This window comes from Stutzerimonas chloritidismutans, from assembly GCF_038562055.1.
Classification (GTDB): Bacteria; Pseudomonadota; Gammaproteobacteria; order Pseudomonadales; family Pseudomonadaceae; genus Stutzerimonas; species Stutzerimonas chloritidismutans_A.
Genome location: NZ_JBCFXD010000001.1, coordinates 713,200 through 730,904 on the forward strand (window position 1 = coordinate 713,200; position 17,705 = coordinate 730,904).

10 protein-coding genes and 1 pseudogene are annotated in these 17,705 nt (G+C 57.9%); 4 read left to right on the forward strand and 7 right to left on the reverse strand.

All coding sequences use genetic code 11. The annotated features are described in order from the left end of the window. Window positions 1-18: 18 nt before the first annotated feature. Both AAGW23_RS03185 and AAGW23_RS03190 read left to right on the forward strand, forming a co-directional pair. Window positions 19-4,470 (forward strand): CHASE domain-containing protein, encoded by a 4,452-nt coding sequence (locus AAGW23_RS03185; protein WP_342404907.1) that lies wholly within the window; start codon window positions 19-21, stop codon window positions 4,468-4,470. Window positions 4,471-4,480: 10 nt separating this feature from the next. Continuing rightward, window positions 4,481-5,392 (forward strand): diguanylate cyclase, encoded by a 912-nt coding sequence (locus AAGW23_RS03190; protein ID WP_342404908.1) that lies wholly within the window; start codon window positions 4,481-4,483, stop codon window positions 5,390-5,392. 457 nt (window positions 5,393-5,849) lie between these two features. Here AAGW23_RS03190 and AAGW23_RS03200 read toward each other — a convergent pair. Then, window positions 5,850-6,305: pseudogene (locus AAGW23_RS03200) on the reverse strand (toll/interleukin-1 receptor domain-containing protein); the annotation flags it as partial. 1,839 nt (window positions 6,306-8,144) lie between these two features. Between AAGW23_RS03200 and AAGW23_RS03210 the strand changes: the two are divergent. Together AAGW23_RS03210 and AAGW23_RS03215 are read left to right on the forward strand one after the other, a co-directional pair. After that, window positions 8,145-8,852, forward strand: a complete 708-nt coding sequence (locus tag AAGW23_RS03210) for an ATP-binding protein (protein WP_342404909.1) — start codon at window positions 8,145-8,147, stop codon at window positions 8,850-8,852. Window positions 8,853-9,189: 337 nt separating this feature from the next. Continuing rightward, a protein-coding gene (locus AAGW23_RS03215; protein WP_342404910.1) for an IS3 family transposase occupies window positions 9,190-10,331 on the forward strand; the annotation gives its coding sequence in 2 pieces (ribosomal slippage) (window positions 9,190-9,442 and window positions 9,442-10,331; 1,143 coding nt in all). Between the two features lie 2 nt (window positions 10,332-10,333). Here the strand turns inward: AAGW23_RS03215 and AAGW23_RS03220 are convergent. The 6 genes from AAGW23_RS03220 to atpD all read right to left on the reverse strand — a co-directional run bounded on the left by AAGW23_RS03220 (window position 10,334) and on the right by atpD (window position 17,681). Continuing rightward, window positions 10,334-11,122: a TnsA endonuclease N-terminal domain-containing protein gene (locus tag AAGW23_RS03220; protein ID WP_342404911.1), complete on the reverse strand. Its 789-nt coding sequence runs from the start codon at window positions 11,120-11,122 to the stop codon at window positions 10,334-10,336. Between the two features lie 282 nt (window positions 11,123-11,404). Continuing rightward, window positions 11,405-13,255: a glutamine--fructose-6-phosphate transaminase (isomerizing) gene (glmS, locus tag AAGW23_RS03225; protein ID WP_200640203.1), complete on the reverse strand. Its 1,851-nt coding sequence runs from the start codon at window positions 13,253-13,255 to the stop codon at window positions 11,405-11,407. Between the two features lie 2 nt (window positions 13,256-13,257). Continuing rightward, window positions 13,258-14,040, reverse strand: coding sequence for a DeoR/GlpR family DNA-binding transcription regulator (locus AAGW23_RS03230; protein WP_200640205.1), 783 nt, complete (start codon window positions 14,038-14,040; stop codon window positions 13,258-13,260). Between the two features lie 272 nt (window positions 14,041-14,312). After that, on the reverse strand, window positions 14,313-15,677 hold the full coding sequence (gene glmU, locus AAGW23_RS03235) for a bifunctional UDP-N-acetylglucosamine diphosphorylase/glucosamine-1-phosphate N-acetyltransferase GlmU (protein WP_342404912.1): 1,365 nt from the start codon (window positions 15,675-15,677) through the stop codon (window positions 14,313-14,315). A gap of 118 nt (window positions 15,678-15,795) precedes the next feature. Then, the gene (locus AAGW23_RS03240; protein WP_046163281.1) at window positions 15,796-16,224 is read right to left on the reverse strand and encodes a F0F1 ATP synthase subunit epsilon; all 429 of its coding nucleotides are present in this window, start codon (window positions 16,222-16,224) and stop codon (window positions 15,796-15,798) included. A gap of 80 nt (window positions 16,225-16,304) precedes the next feature. After that, window positions 16,305-17,681 (reverse strand): F0F1 ATP synthase subunit beta, encoded by a 1,377-nt coding sequence (atpD, locus tag AAGW23_RS03245; RefSeq protein WP_102837646.1) that lies wholly within the window; start codon window positions 17,679-17,681, stop codon window positions 16,305-16,307. Window positions 17,682-17,705: the final 24 nt, after the last annotated feature.

Consider the following 17,705-nt stretch of genomic DNA (forward strand, 5'->3'; position numbering starts at 1 on the left):
ACAAAGGAAGCAACCACGGTGCAATTGATCGTTCTGCTCACCTTCATCGCCAGCATGGCCGCAACGGCCCTGATAACCGGTGTGCAGCACCACAGTAATCAAGAGCGGGTGCAAAGCGCATTAGCCAACGCGACTGAGCGTGCGGCGGACGCCGTCGTCAAACGCATCGAAATGTACCAATACGGTTTACGTGGCGCACGTGGCGCCGTGCTGGCCAGCGGGGAGAACGCCATCTCCCGCGAGGGCTTTCTCAACTACAGCAAGACACGCGACGTCACCCAGGAATTCCCCGGCGCACGCGGCTTCGGCTTCATTCGCAGGGTGCCGGCCAATCGGCAGGACAGCTTTCTCGCTCTTGCTCGTGCCGATGGCATGCCGGACTTCCAGATTCGCCAGTTGGCGCCGCACGACGGCGAGCGTTTTGTCATCCAGTACATCGAGCCTGTGGAGAGTAACCGCCAGGCCGTAGGCCTGGACATCGCCTCGGAATATAACCGGCGTAGCGCGGCCATTGCGGCCATGACCAGCGGTGAGGTGCGTATCACTGGCCCGATAACTCTGGTTCAGGCCACTGGCAGCCCGCTACAGTCGTTTCTGATCCTGTTGCCTATCTACCATGGCGCGGTCACCCCAGACTCCCCAGAGGCGCGCATGGCGCAGGCCATAGGCTGGAGCTACGCCCCCCTGCTCACGGAAGAAGTGCTGAAAGGCTTGAAGCTCGACCGGGAAGGCCTGCACCTGCAACTTTCCGACATCACCGATGCCCACGAGCCAGTGGTTTTCATGGGCCAGCACACCGATTCGGCCACCAATCCAGATCTTTTGCAATATGCACTGTCACGGCACGTATACGGGCGAACCTGGCAAGTCGAGTTGCATGCCCAGCAGGCATTCGTCAACCAGTTGAACCTGCTCTCGCCACGCCTGACTGCATTGGTCGGTACGCTGCTCAGCCTGTTGCTGGCCGCGCTGACGGCAGTAATCCTGATCAACCGCCAGCGCCATCGCCAGATCGTGGTCGAGCAAGCCCGTTCGGCCGCCATCGTGGAAAGCTCGAGCGACGGTATAATCGGGCAAGACCTCGAGGGTAGAGTGCTGAGCTGGAACCGAGGTGCCGAGTGTATCTTCGGCTACAACGCGACCGAAACCATCGGCCACACGCTGTTCAACCAGACCATCCCCGAACACCTGGCTCACGAAGAACACACGGCCTTGCAGCGTATCGCCACGCACGAGACGGTGGAGAACTTCGACACTCTGCGTCGCCGCAAGGATGGCCATTTAGTTCACGTCTCCATCTCGGTATCGCCACTGCTCGACGATGCCGGTGCCCTGATCGGCCTGTCGAAAACCGTGCGCGATATTTCCGCGCAGAAGGCAGCCGAAGCCCGCATTCTGGAACTCAATGCCAGCCTCGAAGAGCAAGTCAGCGAGCGCACGCTGGAACTGCGCGAGCTCAACGTACTGCTTAACAACGTGCTGCAGTCCGCATCCGAAGTTTCGATCATCGCCACCGACCTCGACGGCATGATCCGGGTGTTCAACCGAGGTGCCGAACGCCTGCTGGGTTATGGCGCCGAAGAGATGCTCGGCGTGCAAACACCAGCGCTCATCCACCTCCCCGAAGAGGTTCAAGCCCGTAGCGAGGAGCTCAGCCAGGAATACGGCCAGCCCATCACAGGCTTTCGAGTATTCGTCCACAAATCAGAGCTCGAAGGCGCTGAAAGCCGTGAATGGACCTACGTGCGCAAGGACGGCTCGCACCTCTCGGTAACGCTGCTGGTCACGGCGATGCGCGATATGGAAGGGGCTGTCATCGGCTATCTGGGCATTGCCCTGGACCTGTCCCAAGAAGTACGGCTGCGCCGCGAAGCGCTGGCAGCCCGTGACCAGGCAGCGCTGGCTGCCAGGGTCGCGGAGCTCGGCATCTGGTCCTGGAGCCCCACGGATAATCGCTTGCAGTGGAACGAACGGATGTTCGAGCTCTACGGCTATCCGCCCGAGATGGGTGAGCAGAGCATCGATTACCGCAGCTGGCGGGTTCGCTTACACCCCGACGACTTGCCAGCCACCGAAGCGAATCTGCGCGACTTCATGGTTGGCAAGGCCAGCTTCGACCAGGTATTCCGCATCGTTAGGCCCGACGGGCAGGTGCTGCACATCCAGCCTGGTGCCTACGTCGAGCGCGATCAGCAGGGCAACCCCATCAAGATCACCGGGATCAACCGTGACATCACCGCGCAACTGCAGCTCGAAACCAGCCTGCGCCATGCCAAGGAGCAGGCCGATGCCGCCAGCACGGCCAAGAGCGCTTTCCTGGCCAACATGAGCCATGAGATTCGCACCCCGATGAATGCGGTGCTGGGCATGCTGCAACTGGTACAAGGCACGGAGCTTAGCGCCCGGCAGCTCGACTACATTCAAAAGGCGCAAGGCGCCGCGCACTCCCTGCTCGGCCTGCTGAACGACATTCTCGACTACTCGAAGATCGAAGCCGGCAAACTGCAACTGGACCTTCACGACTTCGAGCTTGAGCCCTTGCTGCGCAGCCTCGCCGTGGTGCTGGCCGGCAACCAGGGCGACAAGGACATCGAGGTCATGTTCGACGTCGACACCGCCCTGCCCGCCTCGCTGCACGGCGACAGTCTGCGCCTGCAACAGGTACTGATCAACCTGGCGGGCAATGCCCTGAAGTTCACCCACAGCGGCCAGGTGGTGGTCAGCCTGCGTCAACTGCAACGCACAGGCGAACACGTCAGACTGCGTATTGCCGTAAGCGATACCGGCATAGGGATCAGCGAGCAACAGTTGCAGCGTATCTTCGACGGTTTCACCCAGGCGGAAGCCTCCACGACCCGTCGCTACGGCGGCACCGGACTGGGCTTGGTGATCTGCAAGCGCCTCGTGGAGTCGATGGGTGGCACGCTGCATGTGGAGAGCGAGATCGGCGCGGGTAGCCGCTTCTGGTTCGAGATCGAACTGGTAACGGACGATGGTACCGCCGCGCTGATACCTGTCGACAACGAGCCGCGGCACCTGCGCCTGCTGGTAGTCGATGACAATCCGGTCGCACGACAGCTGTTACAGCAGACCCTCCTCGACCTTGGCTGGCATGCCGAAACGGCAGACAGTGGCGAGGGCGCGCTGCTGCACGTGCGCCAGGCACAACAACCCTACGACATCGTACTGCTTGATTGGCGCATGCCCGGGATGGACGGGCTGGAGGTGGCGCAACGAATAAAAGAGAGTGCCACGCAGGGCCGCACTGCGCCGACAGTCGTCATGATCACCGCCCACGGCCGCGAAGTATTGGCCGATCGCGATAGCGAAGCCGACGCCCCCTTCGCGGGTTTCCTCACTAAGCCAGTCACACCACGCCAACTGGTTGCCTGCATCCGCAAGGCGCATCATGGCGACAGCGGCGAAGCACCAGTACCAGTGCCAGGCTACCAGCTGGGACAACGACTGCAGGGGCTACGCCTGTTGGTAGTCGAGGACAACGCTCTCAACCGTCAGGTCGCCCGCGAACTGCTGGCCGGGGAAGGTGCCGAGGTCAGCCTGGCTGAGGGCGGGCTGGAAGGCGTAAAACTGGCGCTGGCCACGCTGCCCCCCTTCGACGCCATCCTGATGGATATCCAGATGCCGGATATCGACGGCCTGGAAGCCACACGGCGCATTCGCCAAAGCCCGGCACACCAGAAACTACCGATCATTGCCATGACCGCCAACGCCTCCCACACCGACCGCGATCTGTGCCTGGCCGCCGGAATGAGCGAGCATGTCGGCAAACCTATCGACCTCGAAAAGCTTGTCGCGGTGCTGCGCCAATGGTGCGGCCTGGCTACTGCACAGCGCGCCAGCACGAATCAGGATGAGCGCCTCGAAGATCAGACTGCCATCCTCAAACGCTTCGGCGGCAACTTGACGCTACTGCGCTCGATTCTGCAGGCCTCCCCAGCCGACCTGCACTTGCAACTGGAACAGTTGCGAGTGCACCTGCAGCGAGGTGATAGCCAAGCCATGCTCAGAATTCTGCACACTCTCAAGGGCAGTGCCGGCACCATTGGCGCTCGCCAGGTCTCGTTGCGCCTTGCCGAACTGGAGAAACAGATGAGCGAAGAGGCTGGCCCGCTGCTCGAAGATAGTAGCTGGCTGGATGCCGTGCGCCAGCAACTCATTGACAGTTGCGAGCGCCTGCAAGCGATGTTTGCGCCCTCGAGTGCCGACAACAAACAGACAACGATCACAGCCCCCCCTTCCATACAGTGGACGAAGACCTTCCAAACTCTTAACGTGCAACTTCACGAGGGCAACCTGAGCGCTCTCGAATCGGTGCAGACCCTGATCACGCAGCTACCGGATGAGCTGCGCAGCGACTTCGACGCGATCCATCAGGCAGTCAATGCGCTGGACTTCCAACGCGCACAGCATCTGCTTCATGCACTACAGCACGCTGTAAAAGGGGACTGAATTGGAGCACATGCAACATTTTCTGAAAGCTCATCCGAAGCTGCTGATCGTTGACGACCAACCACTGAACATCCGCGTGCTGCGCGAACTCTTTCGCAGCGACTGCGAGGTCTACATGGCCACCAGTGGCGAGCAGGCGCTGCAGCTGAGCCGCGACCTCGCCCCGGATCTTATTCTGCTCGATGTGATCATGGCGGACATGGATGGCCACGAAGTCTGCCGCCGCCTGAAAGCGGCGCCTGAAACAAAAGATACCCCGGTAATTTTCGTCACCGGCAAGGACCACGTGGATGACGAAGCTATCGGCTTCGAACTGGGCGCAGTGGATTACATTCGCAAGCCTTTCAATTCAGTGGTTGTGCGCGCCCGAGTGATGAATCACCTCAAGCTGAAGCTGCAGAGCGACTTGCTGCGTGAAATGGCCATGGTCGACGGGCTGACCGGTATTACCAACCGCCGCGGTTTCGACGAGCGCTTCGAAGCCGCACGCGCCCACGCCAGACGTGAGCAGCGCCCGCTATCACTGCTGATGATCGATATCGACTACTTCAAGAAGTACAACGACCTCTACGGTCATCAACAAGGCGATCAGTGCCTGCGTGATGTAGCACAGGCCATCAAAGCGGCAGTGTGTCGCCCCCATGACCAGGCCTGCCGCTTCGGTGGCGAAGAGTTCGCCGTGTTGTTACCGGATACCGATGAAGCCGGGGCTTTGAAGGTGGCCCAAAAGCTGCACGCAGCGATAGCACAGCTCAGTATCGAACATCACGCCTCCGACGCAGCCAAGATCGTAACCTTGTCCATCGGTGCGGCAGTTCGCTTACCCAGCTCGACGGCCAGCCTTGAACAACACCTGAAATGGGCGGACGAGCAGCTGTACCGAGCCAAAAACGAAGGGCGAAATCGCACCTGTATCCAATGATCGATTTCTTGTCCCGCGGGTTACAACCAGGTTTCGTCCAAGAATCGTGTTTCATTCGAAACAGAATCAGATGCGATCGCCGCTGGCTTCAAGAAAGCGGGTAACTACCGATAGCAAATGCCCATTATGCTTGCTTCGAAGTCGTGGGAGAGAACAGCCGCTATGATGGCAGGGAAACGCTCGAGCAGATTTAAAGCTGGTTACTTACGCTGTGCCTGCGCCAGGGATGCTGCTGCAAGACCTTCGCCAGTGCGAATACGTGTCCTCCTTTACATCAATACGTATAGTTCTAGTCATGTTCGAATGCCCGCCACACTGTCCGCTGGAATGACAAGGCGCTCATCCAACGTTCGCAGCCATTTTTGCCAGACCTCAGAGGTGGCCTCATTTAGCCCGAAACTCCAAAGCAAGATATTGGTATCAAGGAAGATGGGACAGTCACTGTAGAGCAAGGCACCTAGTAAGCGCCGCCTCTCAGCGGCAAGCGAAACCACCACGCGTTTCGGACGTAGGGCGACGAAGCCTGCACTATTGTGTAATTAATGAATATTTTGTCACCGATCTCGCCCCAATCGGTTGCCTGGTCTAGAAAACCATCCACATCTTCAATGCGAGATTGATTGGGGTTTGTATGACCGGCGACGGCCTCAATCAGAGAATGCATACCCTCATCAAAGTCAGTCCGGAAATCGGCGTACATTTTATCCCGCAAGTACATAGGTATCTTGCAATCCTCTAACAGAACCGGGACTACAACCACTCTCTTTTCATCAAGTTCACGCATAAGCCCCGCAGTCAGTTCCTTCTTACACCACTCAGACTCAACGGAGGCCGGCGAGAGCATCACGAGCATTGCGCTAGAGCCCTCGACTGCCTCTTGCACTCGATTAAGTATTGAATCACCAGGCTTTAACTCCCAGCGTTCAACTCAAACACTTGCTCTTTTTCTCACAAGCATGCCAGCAATAAGGTCAATCTTCTGTTTGTCAGCGTGGGAATAACTGATAAATACAGGCATCTGTCGATCCCTTTCTTGTTCTCCTAGATAAATTATGTCTCTCAACATTACGAGACAGATGCCCCGCCCCAATGAGCGTTATTCTTCGTCGGCGTCGATAGGCCCTATGTTCAGCGACGTTCCACCTAGCCGCTCGCCCAAATCCGGTGGAGCGTCACCAGATATCTCAACGACATGGCCATACACCAGACCATCATTACTGGTGTCGGGATAATCGTTAACCACCCACACTCTTCGACTCCCTCTGTCGTCATGTCCAGAGCCCTTTGCGAGCCGCTTCGATAGCAACCTACCCCACAACCACCATTCACCCCAATCGGCGAGATATCCCCATGCTCCAAACATTCTGCTCTGCCCAGAATACCGCCTGCCCGGCGGCATGAGTACTGGCCGAGTGGAGTGCTAAGAATTAGTTAGGAGACGCCGAAATTGATCGCCAAACGATCAAAGCCCAGTGCTCGATTTTTTTCACAGCCTGGGCTGGTTCCGGCCGCTACCGACCCGGAACTGCCCGTTGAACGGGACAGCGTGGCGGCACGATACACCACGGAGCAAAGCCCTGATTCCTAAAGCAAACGCGTATACAGGAACTGGAAGCTCAAGTTCGGCGCCTGGAGCGGGAGAAAGAGATTCTAAAAAGGCTACCGCTCTCTTGATGTCGGACTCTCTCAATCAGTAGCGCTGATCAAGGCATTGGGCGAGCAGTATCCACGAGCCGAATTGTTCCGCGTGTTTGATTTGCAGCGCATCAGCGTTTACGAGGCCTGTAAACGCCGTCGCCGAGTTGATCACAGGCGACTCGCCCTGCGTCAGCTTGCTACCCCGCTTCATGTAAAAGTCGCGGTTCCGCAGGAGCCAGGCATTATCGGCAGCGCTGCGAAGCAGGGAGTGCAGGTTGGTCGCTTTCTGGCTGGGCGCTTGGTGAGAGAGGCTCGGCTGTTCAGCTCGCAGTATTGCAAACTCGCTATCGCAAGCCGATGGTGTAGCGCTATTGCGGCGAATACACAGGATCGGCAGCTCACAGTGAACAGCCCGAACCAAGTTATTCTGACTGTCGTATAGCAAATTCTTCCGGTAACTCAAGCTCCGAAGAGCCTAGCTGAGAGGTAGCGACCTTAGAGGAAAGACGTCTCCAACTTTAACGTTGTGCTTGCCGCGTAAGGCGCGAAGCGGTGTCTCCGAGCCGTCCGGATCAATTCGAACGAGCGAGCCACCCCTCGCCACAACCAGCGTATAGCCCGCCGCAACCGCACGCAGGTACGCAGCATGAGTGGCGTCTGCTGCGAGCTGGGGTATCAGTCCTTCGAGAGGGTCAATCTCTTCGATGCTGAGTTTTTTCATGTAATAGCCCCCGAGGCACGAATCTGATGTTTAAAGACTAGTATCAATTTCACTAATTTCTAGAGGGCTCGCTCATGCCCGTTAGTCTCAGGTTCCATGCGGCTCGGGATGGGCCGTTGGCCTAGGTTCTCGTGCTGAGCATCCTGCCCGCGCTGTGCATAGGTTTCGACAGCATCAGAAATCGCTACGGCCTCGATAATAAAATTCACAAGATCTTCAGCGGATGAAACCGCTGGACATCATGGCTGAGGGGAGCATGATTTCCCAGAGAAGCTCGAGCACGCTACATCCCAGATCGAGAAGACTCGTAGTAAGGCGAGCTAATTGTTGCGGTATCACCCGAACAGGTGCCGTGCCGAGCTTAGGGCGAAGCCAACATAGTGGGCTTTATCAATGAGAAACCAGGTACAGGCACCAGGACTCTCTTGCCGTAATGACCTACGCAAGCGTGTTCACTCTGCGATTGAGCGCCTTCGCACCGGACGGCCTGCTAAAGGCTTGATCATCATCGGCCAACATGGTGTCGGCAAAACATCGCTGCTCAACATGTTTTTTCACGAGACGGATCAATCCCATGCCCACTGTGTGCGAGTAGATGCGGCGGAGTCACGCTCGCTGCCATCGATACTTATCCCGGCCTTACATCTCGCCTTGCTACGTATGAGCGCGGTGGATGCAGCAAAGGCGTCCGCTGGTCGAGCTCTACGAGCGCTGTCTAGCTTTGCCAAGGGTCTGAAGGCTAAGTTTTCCGACATTGAGATCGAAGTGAACTACGAGCCTGAAGCCGGACTGGCTGACAATGGTGATCTCGATGGTGATCTGACGGCACTGTTTATTCAGATAGGAGCAGCAGCCAAAGCTGCGGATACAGCGTTGATCATTTTTGTGGACGACATGCAGTACATCGAACAGACCCAGTTGGGTGCGTTGATCTCGGCGCTACACCGAGTGTCGCAACTGGCTTTGCCAGTCATGCTCGTAGGTGCGGCCCTTCCACAAATTCGGGGTCGAGCTGGAAACGCTAGATCCTACGCAGAGCGACTGTTCGATTATCCGAAGATCGAGCCGCTTGATTCAACAAAGGTCGATTGGACCACATAAGGCTGCTACGGATGAGGTCTGTAGAGCAGCTGCTATCGGGTGCGACCGCGTCAGCGTTGTCATCAGGCGCGTGCCATGTGTATTGGTCCTTGCTGCTGGATGGAGGCCTGACATGAAGGATGCTTCCAGCCCCAACCTTAGTGGCGCCTGCAGCGAGTTTGGGTATCTATTCCTCCAAGGGATCAATTTCTTCGATGTTGGGTTCTCTCATGGTTTTGCCTGCGAAGGACGCGCATCTCATCCTCATCCGCCACCCAGAACCCGCAGTGTGTTGTGGCTCAATGATTCTGGACACCCCGATAGGGCGTTAAGCTTCGCCCAGCCATGAGGTGTTTGCGTGACCAGAAGATCATTCAGTACAGATTTCAAGCTCGAAGCAGCCGGCCTGGTTTTGGATCAGGGGTACACCATTCCTGAAGCCTGCAAATCGATAGGTGTAGGCCCGACTGCATTGCGTCGTTGGGTAGAACAACTGCGCAGCGAGCGTGGCGGCACGACACCGCCACGCAGCAAAGCCCTGACTCCTGAACAAAGGCGCATGCAGGAACTGGAAGCCCAGGTTCGGCGCCTGGAGCGGGAGAAAGAGATCCTAAAAAAGGCTACCGCTCTCTTGATGTCGGACTCCCTCGATCAGTAGCGCTGATTGAGGCATTGGGTGAGCGGTATCCACGAGCCGAACTGTGCCGAGTGTTTGATGTGCAGCGCAGTAGCGTTTACGAAGCATGCAAACGCCGTCGCCGAGTTGATCACAGGCGAATTGCCTTGCGTCAGCTAGCTGCCGAGCTTCATGCACAAAGTCGTGGCTCCGCAGGAGCCAGAACATTATCGGCAGCGCTGCGAATACAGGGTGTGCAGGTTGGTCGCTTTCTGGCTGGACGCCTGATGAAAGAAGCCAGGCTATTCAGCTCGCAATGTCGTAAGCATCGCTACCGCAAGGCTGATGGTGAAAGCGCCATTGCGGCCAACACACTGGATCGGCAATTCACAGTGAGCGGCCCCAACCAAGTGTGGTGCGGTGATGTGACATACATCTGGGTGGGTAATCGCTGGATCTACCTGGCAGCAGTCATGGATTTGTATGCGCGCCGCATCGTCGGTTGGGCACTGTCCAATCGACCTGACTCGCAGCTCACGACACGCGCGTTACGCGTGGCCTACGAGTCCCGAGGTTGCCCGGAACAGCTGATGTTTCACTCTGACCAGGGTTGCCACTACACCAGCATTGAATTCCGCCAGATGCTCTGGCGCTACCGTATCAAGCAGAGCATGAGCCGCCGCGGCAACTGTTGGGACAACGCGCCGATGGAGCGTTTTTTCAGAAGCCTGAAAACGGAATGGATGCCGGAGCATGGCTATGCCAACCAGGGGCAAGCTGAGGCTGATGTGCTGCGCTACCTGACGAATTACTACAACCATCAACGACCACACAGCTACAACGGATACAGAACGCCAGCGGAAACCGAATCACTGGCCGGATAAACCTAAACCAGTGTCCAGTTTTCGTTGACCACAACAAGCCTAATAATTTTTCGCCAGATCAAATTAAAGAAAATGTCGCGGGCCTCGCTATACGGTATAGATAACCGATTGCCAACTCTTCTCAAAACCTCTGAGGTCGACCAAGGATAAACCTTTATGGATTCAAGAATTTCGATAAATTCCGATTGCAACGAGACATCCATTAGGGCGCGAGGCAATTTTGCATGCTTGCGAAGGAATACTAGATTCTGGACCAAGTCGGGCGTAAATAGCTCCTCCGTTACGATGGTCCAATCTACTCCTTGACTCATCCAGAATCGTCTCTCGACCGCTAATTTCTCCAAAGTACGAGTACAGTCTTTGCCTTGAAGATCTTGTTGATATTTGATCGTCCTAGCAATCGACTTGAGATCCCCGTTTGGCTGCTTAACAGTCAGCAAGAAGTCAGTGGTCATTACCAGAGGGACAGAGGTGGATTTGTACCTTGGGTACCGAACACCGGTAGCTCTGGCGATCGCCTGGGTGCTTTCCACCGGCAGTAGGGGATACTGCTCGCGGATGTCGACTACATCCTCTGAAAACTCACAGAGTAGAAAGTACGCTCGTTCAAGATCGGATAGGAGGTGATGAATTCGATCAATCTTAACGCCCTGGATTTTCCAGGAACGCCCCATTGAAGGGACATCCTGAACACGCAGCCAAGGCACGTAGTCAGCTCCGGCACCTGCACCAAAACCATTGGCGATGTGCCGCTCAATGTCCTCAGATGAAGCAAACCTACGACCTCGCACACTCCCTCCTCAGTACGTCCGGACCACTCCCCTCTATCGGCAAGAAAATAGTTCTAGGAAAACACAGGCTGCCAAGCAGCCATGTTAAAGGGCCTTCCAGATTACTCCTGCTAAAAATCAAGGCGGCGGCCCCTGACAAACGGCCTAGCCCATAAACAGAAAACCCCTGTAGATACAGGGGTTTACGTATTGTGTCAGACTTTAATAGCTTGTGTCAGACTTTATTATTTTGTGTCAATCTTTATTCCGAGAAGCCACGCGCGCTTAGGAACATCGAACGTCCTATTCGACGGTGACTGATTTAGCCAGGTTACGTGGTTGGTCAACGTCGGTACCGCGCAGCACGGCAACGTAATAGGAAAGCAGCTGCAGGGGAATCGTGTAGAGGATCGGCGCCAGCACATCGTGGATGTGCGGCATGCTGACGATAAAGGTGCCCTCCCCGTTCTCGATGCCTGCTTCACGATCAGCGAAGACGATCAGCTCACCGCCACGCGCGCGTACTTCCTGCAGGTTGGATTTGAGCTTTTCCAGCAATTCGTTGTTCGGTGCTACCGTGACCACCGGCATGTCAGCGTCGACCAGCGCCAACGGGCCATGCTTGAGCTCACCGGCCGGATAAGCCTCGGCGTGGATGTAGGAAATTTCCTTTAGCTTCAGCGCCCCTTCCATAGCCACCGGGTATTGCGCGCCACGGCCGAGGAACAGTGTGTGGTGCTTCTCGGCGAAGTGTTCGGAAATCTTTTCTACCGTGGTGTCCATAGCCAGCGCCTCGCCGAGACGTGTCGGCAGACGACGTAGTTCGTCGATCAGCTCCGCTTCCAGGGCTGGCGTCAAGGTGCCGCGTACCTGTCCCAGTGACAGGGTCAGCAGCAACAGGCCGACCAGTTGCGTGGTGAAGGCCTTGGTCGAAGCCACGCCGATTTCAGGCCCGGCCTGCGTCAGCAGGGTGAGATCGGACTCACGCACCAACGAGCTGATGCCGACGTTGCAAATAGCCAGGCTGGCAAGATATCGCCCTTCCCCTTCCGTCCGCGCCTTGGCGTTGCGCAGCGCGGCGAGAGAGTCGGCCGTTTCGCCAGACTGAGAAATGGTGACGAACAGCGTATCCGGCTGCACCACCACCTTGCGGTAGCGAAACTCGCTGGCCACCTCTACCTGACACGGAATGCCGGCCAGCTCTTCCAGCCAGTAACGGGCGACCATCCCGGCATGATAGCTGGTGCCACAGGCGACGATCTGCACATTGCGCACCTTGGCGAACAGCTCGGCGGCCTGCGGGCCGAACGCCTGCACCAGTACCTGATGGTCGCCAAGACGGCCTTCGAGGGTACGTTGCACGACCTTGGGCTGCTCATGAATTTCCTTGAGCATGAAATGGCGATATTCGCCCTTGTCCGCTGCTTCGGCGCCTTCATGGTATTGCACGCTTTCGCGCTCGACAGGCTCGCCATCGACGTTCCAGATCTTCACGCTGTCGCGGCGGATCTCGGCAATGTCACCTTCTTCCAGGTACATGAAGCGATCAGTGACCTGACGCAGTGCCAGCTGATCGGAGGCGAGGAAGTTCTCACCCAGGCCCAGGCCTATCACCAACGGGCTACCGCTGCGAGCCGCGAGGAGACGATCTGGCTGCTGCGCGCTGACTACCGCCAGGCCGTAAGCTCCGTGCAACTCCTTTACCGCTGACTTGAGCGCGACGGTCAGGTCGCCAACCTCGCCGAGTTTGTGATGCAACAGATGAACGATGACTTCGGTGTCGGTATCGGACACGAAAACATAACCCATCCCTTTCAGCTGCTGGCGCAGCGCTTCATGATTTTCGATGATGCCGTTGTGCACCACGGCGAGGTCGTCGCCCGAAAAATGTGGATGAGCGTTGCGCTCGCAAGGTGCTCCGTGAGTGGCCCAGCGGGTGTGCGCAATGCCAAGGCGACCGGTAAGTTGCTCGTCCTGTTGCGCCTGTTCCAGCTCGGCGACCTTGCCGGAACGGCGCAGGCGATGCAGGCTGCCGCTGGCATCCAGCACGGCGACACCGGCGCTGTCGTAGCCCCGGTACTCCAGGCGCTTGAGCCCTTCGAGCAGGATTGCGGTGATGTTACGTTCAGCGACGGCGCCAACGATGCCACACATGGTCAGGACTCCTGATGGGTTTCGACGGGCGCGCAGATCAGCTTGATACCGCGGGCCTGAATGCTTGAACGCGCCTCGGAGGTGAGGCGGTCGTCCGTGATAAGGGTCTGGATGTCGCCCCAGGGCAACTCCAGGTTGGGAATACGTCGGCCGATCTTGTCGGACTCGGCCAGCACGATGACTTCTCGCGCGACTTCGGCCATCACCCGCGACAAGCCGAGCAGCTCGTTGAAGGTGGTGGTGCCACGCTGCAGATCGATACCATCTGCACCGATGAACAGCTGATCGAAATCGTAAGAACGCAGCACCTGTTCGGCCACCTGTCCCTGGAACGACTCGGAATGCGGGTCCCAGGTACCCCCTGTCATCAACAGTGTCGGCTCGTGTTCCAGCTCGCGCAACGCATTGGCCACACTCAGCGAATTGGTCATGACCAACAGACCATGCTTGTGGCCCAGCTGCGGGATCATGGCTGCGGTGGTGGTGCCGCTGTCGATGATGATTCGCGCATGTTCACGAATGCATGCCACAGCGGCACGGGCGATGGCTTGCTTGCAAAGCGATACCGGCTGCGCATTATCACCAATCAGCTCCTGTGGCAGGGGCACCGCACCGCCGTAGCGACGCAACAGCAGACCGTTTTTCTCCAGCGCGGCGAGGTCCTTGCGGATGGTCACCTCAGAGGTCTCGAAACGCCTGGACAGCTCGTCGACGCTGACCTCGCCCTGCTCGTTTAGCAGGGCAAGTATCGCGTGACGTCGCTGCGGGGTGTTGCGTTTCGACATATTTAAGTTTCGGTTCGAAAGAAGAGCTGGCGAATCAAAACCTATATCTGCGCAACGGTCAACTGAGGAGACGCATAAAAGCGTAAATAGCGCGCCAGACCATAAGGATTGACTGGTCAACTGTTTAGCACCTGGCTTACAGCTCCACTCCCCAATCCTTCGAGTCCAAATCGCGGTAAAGGGTCGTGATTGAGCAGCTCACCAGCGCGACGCTCTGACGCCACTGGTACAGGAGAGCCAGAGCCGCAGACCCACGACGACGTCTTTCGCTGCTACTTCTGGCCTTTCTGAGGCCGCCGCCAGCCTGTGATCACTGCTTGTCGCGCTCGTCCCAGGGCCAGAGTTTCAGCCGGGACGTCAGCGGTGATCACCGAGCCCGCGCCGGTGGTTGCGCCATCGCCCAAGGTCACCGGAGCCACCAACGAACTGTTGGAGCCAATGAAGACGTCCTTGCCCATGACTGTGCGGAACTTGTTTGCACCGTCGTAATTGCAGGTGATGGTGCCGGCCCCGATGTTGGTCCGTGCACCTATATCCGCATCGCCCAGATAGGCGAGGTGCCCGGCCTTGGCGCCCTCACCCAGGCTGGAGTTCTTTACCTCAACGAAGTTGCCAACATGCGCTTTGGCGCCCAACACCGCGCCGGGACGCAAACGGGCAAACGGCCCGCAATCAGCGCCTTCACCCAATTCCGCGCCTTCAAGATGACTGTTGGCCTTGACCACCGAACCGCGGCGTAGCGTGCTGTTGCGGATCACGCAATTCGGGCCGATCTCCACACCGTCCTCGATCACAACCTTGCCTTCGAGAATCACGTTCACATCAATAAGCACATCGCGACCCGCAGTAACCTCGCCGCGCAGATCAAAACGCGCCGGATCTCTCAAAGTCACGCCCTGTGCCATTAAATGGCGAGCGGCGCGCTGCTGATAATGTCGCTCAAGCTCAGCCAGTTGAATGCGGTCATTGGCGCCCTGAACTTCCATTGCATGCAGCGGCTGCTCGGTGGCGACCACCAGCCCATCGGCGACCGCCATGGCGATCACATCGGTCAGGTAGTACTCACCTTGGGCGTTGCTGTTCGACAGCCGGCACAGCCAGTCGGCAAGCCGCTCACCAGGCACGGCCAAGATGCCGGTATTGCCTTCAGTGATGAGCCTCTGCGCAGCGGATGCATCCTTGTGTTCGATGATCGCCTGCACCACCCCTTGCCCATCGCGAACGATCCGTCCATAGCCGCTGGGATCGGCCAGGTTGACAGTGAGAAGTGCTAGCTGTTGTGGGGTGACCTGCTGCAGGAGACGTTCCAGCGTCGCCGCCTCGATCAGCGGCACATCACCATAAAGGATCAGCACACGTTCGGCCGAAAGTGCCGGGAGCGCTTGCGCCAATGCATGTCCTGTTCCCAGCTGCTCAGCCTGCACCACAAAATTCAGATCATCCGCGGCCAGCTGTTCGCGAACCCGCTCGGCGCCGTGGCCGATGACCACGTGGATGGCCTTTGGCGCGAGTGAGCGAGCGGTATCGATGACATGCCCAAGCATGGAACGACCAGCTACGGGATGGAGAACTTTCGGTAGGGCCGAGCGCATGCGCGTACCCTGACCAGCCGCGAGAATGACGATATCGAGAGACATGGCAGATCCTGAACAAACGTAGCCGCAGGCCAACGCTGGGTTATTTCCAAGTGGCAGAAAAAGAAAAAGGGTAGCCAAGGCTACCCTTTTACTCGTTCGCGATGAAGCCGTTACCGGATCAACCGCGACCGTACTTCTTACGCATCGCTTCGATGGTCCGCAGCTGGGCTGCAGCCTCGGCGAGACGCGCAGCAGCGGAGCCGTAGTCAAACTCGGCACCCTTCTCGTGCAACGCTTTTTCAGCGGCTGTAACTGCAGCTTTCGCCGCCGCCTCGTCCAGATCCTTGGCGCGAGTCGCAGTATCGGCAAGCACCTTCACCATATTCGGCTGGACTTCAATGAAGCCGCCAGAAATGTAGAAGATGTCTTCTTCGCCGCCCTGCTTGATCACACGCACCGGACCGGGCTTGAGATCAGTCAGCAAAGGAGCGTGGCCCGGCAGAATGCCCAGGTCACCCAGGTGACCATGGGCGATGACCATCTCTACCAGCCCCGAGAACAGCTCTTCTTCCGCGCTGACGATGTCACAGTGGACTGTCATAGCCATACTTATGCCTCGGTAATGAGCTCTGCTGGAAGCCTTCGCCGCGAGCAGAGCTTATTGGCGCCCGCAAGCGGGCGCGCCAGTTACAGTTTCTTGGCTTTCTCGATGGCTTCGTCGATACCGCCAACCATGTAGAACGCCTGCTCCGGCAGGTGATCGTAGTCACCGTTGAGGATGCCGGCGAAGCCACGGATGGTTTCTTTCAGCGAAACGTACTTGCCTGGCGAACCGGTGAAGACTTCGGCAACGAAGAACGGCTGGGACAGGAAGCGCTGGATCTTACGAGCGCGGGATACCAGCTGCTTGTCGGCTTCGGACAGTTCGTCCATACCGAGAATCGCGATGATGTCCTTCAGCTCCTTGTAGCGCTGCAGCACGTACTGGACGCCGCGAGCGGTGTCGTAGTGCTCCTGGCCAATCACGTTGGCATCGAGCTGGCGCGACGTGGAGTCGAGCGGATCTACCGCCGGATAGATACCCAGAGAGGCGATGTCACGCGACAGAACCACGGTGGCGTCCAAGTGGGCGAAGGTGGTCGCCGGGGACGGGTCGGTCAGGTCGTCCGCAGGTACGTAGACGGCCTGAACGGACGTGATAGAACCGCTCTTGGTAGAGGTGATGCGCTCTTGCAGAACGCCCATTTCCTCGGCCAAAGTTGGCTGATAGCCCACCGCGGACGGCATACGACCCAGCAGCGCGGACACTTCGGTACCGGCCAGGGTGTAGCGATAGATGTTGTCGACGAACAGCAGAACGTCCTTACCTTCGTCACGGAACTTCTCGGCCATGGTCAGGCCGGTCAGTGCCACGCGCAGACGGTTTCCTGGTGGCTCGTTCATCTGGCCGTAGACCAGTGCAACCTTGTCCAGAACGTTGGAGTCCTTCATCTCGTGATAGAAGTCGTTACCTTCACGAGTACGTTCACCCACACCGGCGAACACGGAGTAACCGCTGTGCTCCATCGCGATATTACGGATCAGTTCCATCATGTTTACGGTCTTGCCCACACCGGCACCACCGAACAGACCGACCTTACCGCCTTTGGCGAACGGGCAAACCAGGTCGATAACCTTGATGCCTGTTTCCAGCAACTCGTTACCGCCAGCCTGCTCGGCATAGCTCGGCGCCGCGCGATGGATACCCCAGCGCTCTTCCTCACCGATCGGACCGGCTTCGTCGATGGGGTTGCCCAGCACGTCCATAATCCGGCCGAGTGTGGCTGTGCCCACCGGTACGGAGATGGCAGCGCCTGTGTTGCTGACGTCCAGGCCACGCTTGAGGCCTTCAGTCGAACCCATGGCGATGGTACGGACAATGCCGTCGCCCAGCTGCTGCTGGACTTCCAGGGTGGTTTCGGCGCCAGTGACTTTCAGCGCGTCATAGATGTTCGGTACCAGATCGCGCGGAAATTCCACGTCGATAACGGCGCCGATGATTTGAACGATACGTCCGCTACTCATGTTTGGTTCCTCTGAATATTTGAA